Genomic DNA, 11,518 nt, shown 5'->3' with positions numbered 1-11,518 from the left:
GGCTCGCGGACTCCTCCTGGGCGTCCTTCCGGTCGTACAACAACCCGACGCGCTACATCCGGCACTCCAACTACGTGCTGCGCATCGACCCGATCTCCACGACAGCGGCACAGCAGGACGCGACGTTCTACGTCGGATACTGAGCGTCCTAGCGCTGGTCACCGGTTCCGCACAGCACGACGCGGGTGCCTCCCGGAGAAACGGAGGCACCCGCGTCGGCCGGAGAAGTCCTAGTCCAGGCCGGCCGTCTTCAGCCAGGCCTTCGCCACGTCCAGCGGGTCCTTGTTCTGGGACCCGACCTGGGTGTCGAGGTCCAGCAGGGTCGCCGTGTCGAGCTTCGCGGAGACCGCGTTGAGCGCGGCGACACCGGCCGCGGAGAGGCCGCTCTTGTAGACCAGCGGCTGCACGTTCTCGAAGCCGAAGAGCCTCTTCGGGTCCTGGAGCGTGACGTGCTTCTCCTTGGTGATGGTCGGGTCCGTGCTGAAGAGGTCGGCCGCCTGCACGGTGTTCTTCTTCAGCGCGGCAGCGGTCAGCGGGCCGCCCGCGTCCAGCGCCTTGAAGGACTTGAACTCCAGGCCGTAGACGGACTTCAGGCCCACCAGGCCCTGCTGCCGGGTCTGGAACTCCGGCGAGGCACCTATGACCAGGTCCTTCGCGATGGACTTGAGGTCCGCGATGGAGGAGTCGGACGTGAGGTTGTACTTCTTCGCGGTCTCCGCGTTGAGGGTGACCGTGTCCTTGTCCTCGGCGGCGGCCGGGTCCAGCAGCGTCAGCTTGCTGTCGAGCTTGGCGTCGATCGCGGCCGTGGTCGCGGCGAGGGTCGCCGGGGTGGCCTTCGGGTCGAGGTAGGCCAGCAGCGCGCCGTTGTACTCGGGCAGCACGGTGATGGTGCCGTTCTTGAGCAGGCCGTAGGTCGTCTCACGGCTGCCGATGTTCGGCTTGTAAGTGACCTTGACGCCCTTGGCCTTGAGGGCCTCGCCGTAGATGTCGGCGATCAGGATGCTCTCGGCGAAGTTGTTGGAGCCGACGACGACCGTGTCGCCGTCGGCCTTGCCGCCCGAGAGCGGGTCGTCGGACTTGCTGTCGGAGGACGAACCACATCCCGTGACAAGCGCAGCCGTCGCGGCGAGCGCGATGGCGGCCGCGCCGGGGTACCTAGTACTTGACCAGCTGTTCTTCGCTTTTGAAGTCACAATTCCCGTTCCGGGCTCGGATGTTGGCACAGGCGTGCAGGCATGGCTGTGGCGTCCACGCGCGGGGCGTGAACTCCGCACTCCGCTGATCCAATCCAGCCGGTTCTCGGTCAGTCAAGAGAACTCTGGTCACCGATTGGCCTCAATGGGTGCCCAGTTGTGAAGGCAACGTAAACGGACCGGTCACGAACACGGTCGCTTTGTAATTGATTCTTGACGTAGGGCGACGCACTTGATCGTTCAAAGAGACGGTAGTCTCCCCGGAGTTGGCGTCGGTCACAGCGGTGTGCGGGGGCCGCTTCGATCAAAAACAGTCACACGCGTCGCTACGCGTATCGTGACAACACCCCACGAAGGAGGCCTGGTGTCCATACGGGGCTTCGCAGACCGTTGGCCCTTCAGGCGCAAGCTCAATCTGCTCGTCGGCGTACCCCTCGCGGTGGTCGCGGTGCTGCTGGCGTATCTCATCTCGGACGAGGTCGGGCAGTCGACGGACGCGAGCGACGCGGCCCAGCTGGTGCGGGACAGCGGGCAGGTCGCCAAGCTGGTGAACCTCGTGGAGGCGGAGCACCAGCAGGCCATCCTGCTCTCCGTGCGCTTCGAGGCCACCAACGACGGCGGCACCCCCTCGCAGAGCGCCTACCGGGCGGCCCAGCTGGCCGTGGACAAGCAGGTCGAGAAGGTGCGCGACACCTTCGGGGACCGGCTGCCGGACAGCGAGGCCCAGGCGCTGAAGGAGATCAACGGCCTGGAGACGCTGCGCGACACCGTCGAGCAGAGCTATCTGCCCGCCGACAACATCGACCCGGCGTACACCAGTGCCTCCGAGAGTCTGATCGACGGGCTCGACCTGGAGCACAACGCGAACCTCGCCACCACCTTCACCGGCAACCTGCTGGACTCCGTCCTGCGGGCGGACGCCGCCCACAGCTCGTTCGAGACCAGCGTGTTCTCCGCGACGACCGGTGACAGCAACGCGCTCATCGAGTTCAACAACGCGGTCGGCTCCTACGATCTCTACACCTACCAGGCCGCCAGGTTCGCCCGGTTCGCCACCGAGGACCAGGCCGACCAGCTCTCCGGCATCGAGCACACCCCCGCGCAGCGGCTGATCGCCGAGGCCTACGCCGAGTTGCAGATCGACCCGAGCGGACTTCAGGCGGAGACACCCGGCGCGGTCCGCAAGGCCTTCGCGGACGCCATGAGCGACTACCCCGCCTATCCGCAACAGGCCACCGGCCGGCTGAAGATCACCACCTCGCTCATCGGCCAGATCGCCACCCGCGCCGACAGCGCGTCCAGCTCCGCCTCCTGGCGCGCCGGACTGCTGCTGAACCTCTCGCTGTTCGGCTTCGCGCTGTGGCTCGTCTTCGTGGTGATCGTGCGCCGCTCGGTGGTCCGCCCGGTGCAGGCCCTGACCGGCGCCGCGAAGCAGGTCGCCGAGGTCGCGGGCCGTGAACTCGCCCGCGTCGCCGACGACGACGCCGAGGACGACGGGCCGCCGCTGCTGCGTGACATGCCGGTCACCGCGAAGGACGAGATCGGTGACCTCGCCGAGGCCTTCAACCATGTGCAGACCACGGCCGCCGCGCTGCTGGCCCGCCAGGTGGTCAGCCGGCGCAACGTCGCCGAGATGTTCGGCAACGTCGGCCGCCGCGTCAGCAACCTGACGACCCGTCAACTCGCCCTGATCGACGCGGTGGAGCGGGGCGAGACGGACCCGGCGCTGCTGGAACGCCTCTACTCCATCGACCACATCGCCGTCCGCCTGCGCCGCAACGCGGACAGTCTGATGCTGCTCGCCGGCATCCGCGAGACCGTGCTGGACGGCGGACCCACCGAACTCACCAACGTCGTACGGGCCGCGCTCGGCCAGATCGAGGGCTTCCAACGGGTCGGTCTGCGGGCCGACACCGAGGTCATGGTGGAACCCGACATCATCGGCGACCTCACCCTGATGGTGGCCGAACTCCTGGAGAACGCGGTCTCGTTCTCGCCCGCGGGCAGCCCCGTCGAGGTGGTCGTACGGACCGACGGCGACGACGCGCTGATCGTGGTCGCCGACCATGGTCTCGGGATGAGCGCCGACCGCATCGCCGAGGAGAACGCGCGGCTGATCCGCCGTGAACGTCTCGACCTGGTGCCGACGAAGGTGCTGGGCCTGTTCGTGGTCGGTACGCTCGCCCGCCGCTGGGACATCGACGTCACGCTCGCCCGCACGCCGGGCGGCGGTGTGACGGCCGAGATCACGATCCCGGCGACGCTGCTGCTGCGCATGAGCGCGCTGGCCTCCGGCGGTCCGGCGGGAGAACACGCGGGGTCGGACAAGGCCCTCACGTCCGCCGCCGCGGGGCCGGGTGCCGTCAACTCGGCCCAGGACCAAGCCCGTCCGGCTCCTTCCTGGGCCGCCGCCTCGGACTCCGGTCCACGGCCGTCGATCACCCTGAGCAGGCCCGAGCCGACCACACCCGAGCACATGCACGCCGATGACGAGCCCACCCCGCTCCCCCGCAGGGTCTCCCGGTACGAGACCGCGCCGAGGCCTGCCGCGGCGGCCCCGCCCGTCACCACCCACCACGCCCCGGCGGACGAGTCCGCCACCGCCCCCGACGACGCCGCCGGAAGCTCCCGGCCGCTGCGTCGGCGGGTCAGGGGTGCCACCCTTCGTACGGGCGCCGACGACGCCGCCCAGCAAGCCGCCCGGCAGGCCCCCCGGCCCGCCGACGCGGAAGCCGTCCGCTCGGCCCTCGAAGAGTTCGAGGCCGCCGTGGAGCAAGCGCATCGCGACAGCGACACCCTCACGGGCCTGCGCCCCCCGGACGCGAACCACCCGCATGACCAGAACCACCTCCCGAAAGGAGCGGAGCAGTGAGTACGTCGACAGGTGACACTCCCACGGGGGGCACCACGCCGGCCGAACTGCAGGCAGCCGCGGCCGATTTCAACTGGCTGCTCAACCGTTTCGCGACGGAGACCGCGGGTGTCGTCGACGCCATCGCGGTGTCCTCCGACGGTCTGCTGATCGCCGTGGCCGAACTGCGCGAGCACGCCCACTCGGAGCGGCTCGGAGCCATCGTCTCCGGCATCACCAGCCTGGCCGCCGGTGCCTCCGGCAACTACGGTCTCGGCGGCCTGAACAAGGTCATCATCGATCTGGAGGGCGGCCACGTCCTCGTCTCCGCGATCGGCAGCGGCGCCGTCCTCGGCGTCGTCACCGACAAGGAGGCCAAACTCGGCAACATCGCCTACGAGATGACGCTGTTCGCCAACCGTGCCGGTTCCGCGCTCAACCCCCAGCTGGTGCTCCAGCTGAAGAACAGCGTCGGCGCCGCTTCGGCTCGGTGACCGGTCCCCGACCGGTCGAGAGAGGAACAGCCACTCATGCCCGACGGCCGCACTCCGAGCGGTGCCGGCGCGGACGGGGCCACACCCCCGGGTCGCGATCCGGTGCGCAAGCCTTCCGCCGTACGGCCGTTCCTGGTCACCGCCGGACGGGTGGCGGGCGCGGACGCGGCCGCCACCGGGCGGCCGATCCCGGTCGAGACCCAGGTGGTGGCCACGGCCACCGGTCTTGAGGTGCTCGACCGGCTCTCCTTCGAGCAGCACGACATCGTGGCCGCCTGCCGGCAGCCGCAGTCCCTCGCGGAGATCGCGGCCCGGCTGCGGCTGCACCTGAACGTGGTGCGGGTCCTCGCCGAAGACCTGCGTGCCGCCGGGCAGTTGACGGTGCACGTGCCCAACTCCGACATCACCCATGACGCAACCGTCCTGCGAAGGGTCATCGATGGCCTCCGCGCCATCCCCAACTCCCGGGGAGTACTCCGTGACACCGACTGAACCGGTCGCCCGCGGTGCGGCTGCGCAGACCGTCGTACGACCGCCGCTGCCGGTGAAGATGGTCGTCGCGGGCGGCTTCGGCGTGGGCAAGACCACCACCGTGGGCGCGATCTCCGAGATCGAGCCGCTGACCACCGAGGCCGCCATCACGGAGGTCGCGGCGGGCGTGGACGACCTGTCCCACACCCCGCGCAAGACCACGACCACGGTCGCGATGGACTTCGGCTGCATCACCATCGACCCGACCCTGAAGCTGTACCTCTTCGGTACGCCCGGGCAGGACCGGTTCGGCTTCATGTGGGACGACATCGTGGAGGGCGCGGTCGGCGGTCTCGTCATCGTCGACACCCGCCGGCTCGACGACTGCTACGCGGCCGTCGACTACTTCGAGCACAAGCAGATCCCGTTCGCGGTCGCCCTGAACGCCTTCGACGGCAAGATCGAGCACTCCCTGGACGAGGTCCGCTGGGCGCTGGACGTCAACGAGCGCGTCCCGGTGATCGCGTTCGACGCGCGGGAGCGCGGTTCGGTGCGGGACGCGCTGCTGGTCGTCCTGGAGTTGGCGCTGGCGCGCACGGAGAACTGACAGCGGGAGAAAGGGAGATGGGGAGGGCCGTCGCCGGTCCTCCCCATCTCCCTTTGCGTGCGGGGGTGTTCGGTTACTCAGTTGCTCAGTTGCTCCTGCGGACTCCCGGTGACACCGCGAGCCGTGCGATGCCCCAGAAGAGCGCCAGCGTCACGAGGGCCATGCCGGCGACCAGGGTGGCTCCGCCGACGACCTTCTCGTAGTTCCTCTGGTAGAGGCCGTCGATGATGTAGCGGCCGAGACCGCCGAGGCTGACGTAGGCCGCGATCGTGGCCGTGGAGACGATCTGGATGGCGGCCGAGCGCAGGCCGCTGAGGATCAGCGGGAGGGCGACCGGGAGTTCCACCTGGAACAGGACGCTCGCCTCGTTCATGCCCATGCCGCGGGCCGCGTCGACCGGGGACGGGTCGACGGAGCGCATCGCCTCGTAGGTGGTGACCAGGATCGGCGGTACGGCCAGGACGACCAGCGGGATCATCACCGGGACCAGGCCGAAGCCGATCAGCACGAACATCAGCACCAGCAGACCGAAGCTGGGCAGGGCGCGGGCCGCGGTGGCGATGAGCGAGAGGGTGTTGCCGCCGCGTCCGGTGTGGCCCGTCAGCAGGCCGACGGGGAGGCCGATGGCGGCGGCGATCGCGAGCGCGATCAGCGAGTACCGGATGTGCTCGACGAGCCGGGTGGGGATGCCGTCGTAGCCGTGCCAGTGGGTGCTGTCGCTGAAGAAGGCGTTGATGAAGTGGAGTACGTTCACCGGGCTGCGTCCTCCAGTGCGAGTTCGGCCGGTTCCGGCCGGTCCTCGGCGGGGCGGGCCTTGCGGGTGCCGCGCGGCATCCAGGGCGTGAGGAGCAGGCGTACGCCGACCAGGACGGCGTCCACGACGATGGCGAGGACGGCCGTGGTGATCACGGAGAGCCAGATCAGCCGCGGCTGGTGGTAGATCTGGCCGTCGTTCAGGAGGTTGCCCAGCGCGCCCTGGTTGCCGATCAGCATGCCGACGCTGACGAGGGAGATGCTGGACACGGTCGCCACCCGCAGGCCGGCGATGATCGCGGGCACGGCGATCGGCAACTGCACCTGGAGGTACCGGCGGATGGGCCCCAGGCCCATCGCGGTGGCCGCGTCCAGGGTCTCCTGGGGCACCGAGCGGACGCCGTCCACGATCGCCGGGACGAACACCACGAGGCTGTAGACGCCGAGCGGGATCATCACGGTGGTCTCGGTCTGGCCGGTGTAGTCGATGAGGACGACGAAGAAGGCCAGCGAGGGGATCGCGTAGAGCACGGTCGTCACCCACAGCACCGGCGGGTACAACCAGCGCAGCCGCACGCACAGTTGGGCGATGGGCAGCGCGACCACCAGGCCGACGAGGACCGGGATCACGGCCTCGCGCAGATGCAGGCCGATCAGACCGAGGTAGCTGTTCTGGAGGTCGCTGGGGATGCGGAACCAGTCGTTCATCCGGCGACCTTCGTGCCCGGGTCTGTCGCGGCGTGCGCACTGCGGATCGCCTCGCCCACGGCCCCCTGCGAGACGACGCCGACCACGCGCCCGGTACCGTCCACGCCGACCGCCCACCCGGTGGGCGACAGCACCGCCCCGTCGAGCGCGGCCCGCAGCGAGTCCTTGCCGGCCTCGAACGGGCGGCCGTGGGCGAGGAGTCGGGCGGTGTCGACGGCTCCGGCGGTGAGTGCGCCCGGCTCGCTCCAGCCGAGCGGCTTGCCGTCCAGGTCGGTGACGAGGAGGTACGGCACATCGGGGGTGGTGCGTTCGGCGATCTGCTCGGCGGTGGAGTCGACGGCGATGATCGGGGAGGTCTTGAGGTCGAGACCGGCCGAGGAGAAGAAGGAGAGGCGGCGGATGCCTCGGTCGGCGCCGAGGAAGTCCTCGACGAAGGCGTCCTCGGGGTCGGACAACAGCTCGGCGGGCGGGGCGAACTGGGCGAGCTTGCCGCCGGTGCGCAGCACCGCGACCATCGTGCCGAGCTTGATCGCCTCGTCGATGTCGTGGGTGACGAAGACAATCGTCTTGCCCAACTCCTCCTGGAGGCGCAGGAGTTCGTCCTGGAGCCCCTTGCGGACGACCGGGTCGACGGCGGAGAAGGGCTCGTCCATGAGGAGGACGGGCGGGTCGGCGGCGAGGGCGCGGGCGACGCCGACGCGCTGCTGCTGGCCGCCGGAGAGCTGGTAGGGGTACCGCTTGGCGAGCGAACCGTCGAGGCCCACCCGTGCCATGAGTTCGGTGGCCCGCGCCCTGGCCTTCTCCTTGCCCCAGCCGAGCATGCGGGGCACGGTCGCGATGTTGTCGACGATCGTGCGGTGCTGGAAGAGTCCGGCGTTCTGGATGACGTAACCCATCGACCGGCGCAGCGTGTTGACCGGCTGCTTGGTGATGTCCGCGCCGTCCAGGGAGATCGTGCCCTCGCTGGGGTCGATCATCCGGTTGATCATGCGCAGGGTGGTCGTCTTGCCGCAGCCCGAGGGGCCGACGAGGACGGTGATCGAGCGGTCCGGTATGTCCAAGGACAGTTGGTCGACCGCCACCGTGCCGTCCGGGTACCGCTTGGTGACTGAATCTATCCGTATCAAAACGCCGAATACCCTTCGGGTTTGGCAGAAACTGCCCGTTCTCGGCCACGGTCGCAGGCCACTGGGGGCAGAGTCTAGACCGCGAGTGTTGCGGGAACTTGGCGGGATCCGGCTCGGTGTGACCGATCGTGATCGGTGGTCGGCGGCCGGAAAGTGCTGTTGACCGGTCGGTAGCCGCGTACTGTCATGGACGGTGACCGGAGTGTTCCCGACCTTTCTCGATCCTTCTCGATCCTTCTCGACCTCATACGCACGCATCCGACCGTCCGATGACGAGGAGCGCGACGTGACGAACGGCGGTACGTCCCCCTCCGACGCCGCCGTGCTCGCCCGGGGACGCAAACTGCTTGCCCTCGCCGGGGACGCGCGGATCCGCGACTCCACCGAGGAGGCGCGGACGCTGGCCCTGCGGGCGGCGGCCGATCTGGAGCGGGGTGTGCGGCTCACCGGCGGCGCGGGCGCGACCTCCGCCGTGCGCTGCCGGGCCCTGCTGGACCTGGCCGAGGCGCGGGCCGTCGCGGCGGCCGACAGCGGGGCGACCGGGGTACTGGAGGCGCTGCACGAGGCGGTCGACGACGTGCGGGACGTGAGCCCGGAGTTACGGGCGCTGGCCCTGCGCAGGCTCGCCGAGGCGCACAGCGCCCGCTACCGCTACACCGCCGACCCCGCCGAACTCGACGCCGCCGACCGGGTGTTCGCCCAGGCGCAGGATCTGGTGCAGCGCGACGACCCGGTCCGGGCGGAGTTGCTGGCGGGCCGCGGCGAGGTGCTGCTGGCCCGGGTCGAGAACGGCGGCGGACTGGCGGTGGCCGCCGAGGCGGTACGGGAGCTGCGCGCGGCGCTCGCCCTGACGGCGGGCGGTGAACCCCGGCTGGCCGAGCGGCAGTTGCTGTTCGGCAAGGCGCTGCGCCGGCACCACACGGCGGGCGGGGCGGGGACCGATCTGCACGAGGCCGAGTGGATCCTGGCCCGCGCGGCCCGCGGCGCACGGACGGACCGTATCGCCGCGCTGGCCTGGCTGGAACGCGGCGAGGTGCTGCTGACGCTGGCCGGGGCGACCGGTGCGCCGGAGTGGCTGGACCTCGCGGCGGAGTCGTACCACCACGGCGTCCGCAGCGCGCTCCGTGCCGCCGAACCACTGCTCGCCGCGCAGGCACACCACCAGCGCGGCGCGGCCCTGGAACGGACGGCCGGTCCGGCACGGGCCCTCAAGTCCTACCAGGCCGCCTGGGAGTTGTGGCAGCGCGCCGGGGCGGCACAGGGACCGCAGGCACAGTCCACGTTCGAGCGCATGACCGCGCTCGGGGCGACGACGTAGAGGAGTGCAGGGTGGCGGACTTGGCGCGCTACGACGTGGAGGAGCACGGGGTGAGGGAGCCTGCGCGGCACGAAGTGGAGCAGCGCGGGGTGACCGGCCCGGCCGAGCATCAACAGGCCGCCGTGCGATACCGGTTGAGCGGATTCGACGGGCACCCGGACGGCGAGCACGAGCCGCTGCCCGACCGCACCGGGCCGGACTTGACGTGCCGCGGCACGGAGGAGCACAGGCCGGCGGAACCGGGCGGAGTCGGCCCGCACGCCGGCGGGGACCGCGAACCGCTGCCCGACTACACCGGCGTCGACCTGACCGCGCTGCGTGCGCGGGTGGACCACCCTGTGCTGGGTGCCGTGCTCGCGACCCTGCTGGCCCGGTCCTGTGCAGCCGACGGGGGCCTCGTCGCGTATCACGAGGACTCCCCCGGGGCAGAACGATAGGGGCGGCAGAGCGCCGGCCGACGGGAGGCGATGCTGTGCACAGGGCACCGGAGCACACCTTACGGACGGCCAGGGACCGGGAACTCGCGCCGTGGCCGCATGCCGCGCTCGACGTGGCGGCCCTGCGGCGCGCGGGGCAACGGGCCTTTCCCTTCCGGCAGTTCGTCCTGAAGGTGCACGGCCGCTGCAATCTCGACTGCACGTACTGCGTCATCTACCAGGGCCAGGACGCCAGTTGGCGCAACCGGCCGGCCCGGGTGAGCCCGGACGTCATGCGGCAGACCGCGCGCCGGATCGCCGAACACGCCGTCGTACACCGGCTGTCCGAGGTGCGGATCGACCTGCACGGCGGCGAACCGCTGCTGTCCGGGCCCAACGCCGCGCTCGCCTACACGGCCGCCGTGCGCGCCGCGTTACCCTCGCGCACCGCGCTGCGGACCACCGTGCAGACCAACGGCACCCTCGTCACCGAGCGGACCCTGGACCGGCTCGCCGACGCGAACATCCGGGTCGGGCTGAGCCTGGACGGCGGCACCGCCGTGCTGAACCGGCGCCGGGTGGACCACGCCGGCCGGTCCTCCTGGCCGGCCGCCGCCCGCGCCGCGCGCCTGCTGGCCGACCGTCCCGAGCTGTACGCCGGGATCCTGTGCGCCATCGACATCACCAGCGACCCGAAGGACGTGTACTCCTCGCTGGCCGCGTTGCGCCCGCCCCGCCTCGATCTGCTCCTGCCGCACGCCAACTGGTCCAGTCCCCCGCCCGGTCTGGCCGCCCGTCCGCCCCGCGACGCCCGCGCCCAGCGGGCCGTACCGACGCCGTACGGCGACTGGCTGGCCACCGCCTTCGACCTCTGGTGGGACGGCCCGCCGGACGGAACGCAGCCGCGGGTACGGCTGTTCACCGAGATCGTGGCCCTGCTGCTCGGCGTCCCCAGCGCCACCGAGTCCGTCGGCCTTTCGCCCACCTGCGCCGTGGTCGTCCACACGGACGGCGCCGTCGAGCAGATCGACTCCCTCAACCTCGCCTACGACCGCGCCACCGCCACCGGGTTCGACGTCTTCGGCAACAGCTTCGACGAGGCGCTCGACCACCCCGGGATCGTGGCCCGTCAACTCGGCGTCGAGGGGCTCTCCGACGAGTGCCGGGCGTGTCCGGTGGGACGGGTGTGCGGCGGCGGCAACTACGGGCACCGCTACTCCGCCGGGACGGGCTTCCTGCACCCCTCCGTGTACTGCGCCGATCTGGAACACCTGGTGCGGCACGCGGCCCGGCGGCTGAGCGCGGTAATGCCTGAGGACCGACCGCGTATCGACTAGGGTGCACGCGAAATCACGCGAGACGGTTTAAACGTAGTCAATGACTCCATTTCGGTGTAAGGGGAGACGGTCGGATGACCGACAGGTCCAAGGGCGCCGAGTCCCACGAGCACTTCACCATCAGCTACGCGGGGTTCAACCGGCCGTGGGCCACCTGGATCGCCCACCAGCTGGAGCAGTTGGGGCACGAGACGACCCTGCTGCGGTGGGACCCGCCGAGGCAGATGTCGCTCGCCGACGCGC

At 70.6% G+C, this 11,518-nt stretch carries 13 protein-coding genes; 9 read left to right on the top strand and 4 right to left on the bottom strand.

Annotated features, from left to right (window positions below; all coding sequences use genetic code 11):
- Positions 1–143: AbfB domain-containing protein (locus tag ACNFOC_RS42195; RefSeq protein ID WP_416964314.1), on the top strand; the 143-nt coding region annotated here is incomplete at its 5' end.
- A gap of 87 nt (positions 144–230) precedes the next feature.
- On the opposite strand, the gene ACNFOC_RS42190 is transcribed toward ACNFOC_RS42195, so the two are convergent.
- Positions 231–1,193, bottom strand: coding sequence for an ABC transporter substrate-binding protein (locus tag ACNFOC_RS42190; protein ID WP_416964312.1), 963 nt, complete (start codon positions 1,191–1,193; stop codon positions 231–233).
- A 364-nt stretch (positions 1,194–1,557) separates the two neighbouring features.
- On the opposite strand from ACNFOC_RS42190, the gene ACNFOC_RS42185 reads away from it, so the two are divergent.
- From ACNFOC_RS42185 to ACNFOC_RS42170, 4 genes are read left to right on the top strand one after another with little or no spacing between them, the layout of a single operon-like run.
- Complete coding sequence (locus ACNFOC_RS42185; RefSeq protein ID WP_416964311.1) at positions 1,558–4,065, top strand: sensor histidine kinase; 2,508 nt, start codon at positions 1,558–1,560, stop codon at positions 4,063–4,065.
- On the top strand, positions 4,062–4,538 hold the full coding sequence (locus ACNFOC_RS42180; RefSeq protein WP_363095356.1) for a roadblock/LC7 domain-containing protein: 477 nt from the start codon (positions 4,062–4,064) through the stop codon (positions 4,536–4,538). The genes ACNFOC_RS42185 and ACNFOC_RS42180 overlap by 4 nt, the downstream gene beginning before the upstream one ends.
- 36 nt (positions 4,539–4,574) lie before the next feature.
- Positions 4,575–5,030: a DUF742 domain-containing protein gene (locus tag ACNFOC_RS42175; protein WP_416964310.1), complete on the top strand. Its 456-nt coding sequence runs from the start codon at positions 4,575–4,577 to the stop codon at positions 5,028–5,030.
- Positions 5,017–5,616, top strand: a complete 600-nt coding sequence (locus tag ACNFOC_RS42170) for a GTP-binding protein (RefSeq protein WP_019062810.1) — start codon at positions 5,017–5,019, stop codon at positions 5,614–5,616. Before ACNFOC_RS42175 ends, ACNFOC_RS42170 begins: the two co-directional genes overlap by 14 nt.
- Before the next feature lie 85 nt (positions 5,617–5,701).
- On the opposite strand, the gene ACNFOC_RS42165 is transcribed toward ACNFOC_RS42170, so the two are convergent.
- Genes ACNFOC_RS42165 through ACNFOC_RS42155 form a run of 3 tightly spaced genes read right to left on the bottom strand, consistent with a single transcriptional unit; the run spans position 5,702 to position 8,204 of the window.
- The gene (locus ACNFOC_RS42165) at positions 5,702–6,370 is read right to left on the bottom strand and encodes an ABC transporter permease (protein ID WP_416964309.1); all 669 of its coding nucleotides are present in this window, start codon (positions 6,368–6,370) and stop codon (positions 5,702–5,704) included.
- Positions 6,367–7,077 (bottom strand): ABC transporter permease, encoded by a 711-nt coding sequence (locus ACNFOC_RS42160; protein WP_406120850.1) that lies wholly within the window; start codon positions 7,075–7,077, stop codon positions 6,367–6,369. Before ACNFOC_RS42160 ends, ACNFOC_RS42165 begins: the two co-directional genes overlap by 4 nt.
- Positions 7,074–8,204 carry an ABC transporter ATP-binding protein gene (locus tag ACNFOC_RS42155; RefSeq protein WP_416964308.1) on the bottom strand — a complete coding sequence of 377 codons (1,131 nt, stop codon included), beginning with the start codon at positions 8,202–8,204 and terminating at the stop codon, positions 7,074–7,076. Before ACNFOC_RS42155 ends, ACNFOC_RS42160 begins: the two co-directional genes overlap by 4 nt.
- A 286-nt stretch (positions 8,205–8,490) precedes the next feature.
- Between ACNFOC_RS42155 and ACNFOC_RS42150 the strand changes: the two genes are divergently transcribed.
- The 4 genes from ACNFOC_RS42150 to ACNFOC_RS42135 all read left to right on the top strand — a co-directional run.
- Entirely contained in the window at positions 8,491–9,522 is a 1,032-nt protein-coding gene (locus tag ACNFOC_RS42150) for a hypothetical protein (RefSeq protein ID WP_416964307.1), read from the top strand.
- Positions 9,523–9,533: 11 nt separating this feature from the next.
- Positions 9,534–9,959, top strand: a complete 426-nt coding sequence (locus ACNFOC_RS42145) for a YxD-tail cyclophane-containing RiPP peptide (RefSeq protein ID WP_416964306.1) — start codon at positions 9,534–9,536, stop codon at positions 9,957–9,959.
- Between the two features lie 35 nt (positions 9,960–9,994).
- Entirely contained in the window at positions 9,995–11,275 is a 1,281-nt protein-coding gene (locus tag ACNFOC_RS42140) for an FxsB family cyclophane-forming radical SAM/SPASM peptide maturase (RefSeq protein ID WP_416964305.1), read from the top strand.
- 74 nt (positions 11,276–11,349) lie between these two features.
- Positions 11,350–11,518: toll/interleukin-1 receptor domain-containing protein (locus ACNFOC_RS42135; RefSeq protein WP_416964313.1), on the top strand; the 169-nt coding region annotated here is incomplete at its 3' end.

Source organism: Streptomyces colwelliae, from assembly GCF_048158785.1.
In the GTDB taxonomy this organism is placed as follows: domain Bacteria; phylum Actinomycetota; class Actinomycetes; order Streptomycetales; family Streptomycetaceae; genus Streptomyces.
This window is presented reverse-complemented; position numbering and strand designations above follow the sequence as displayed.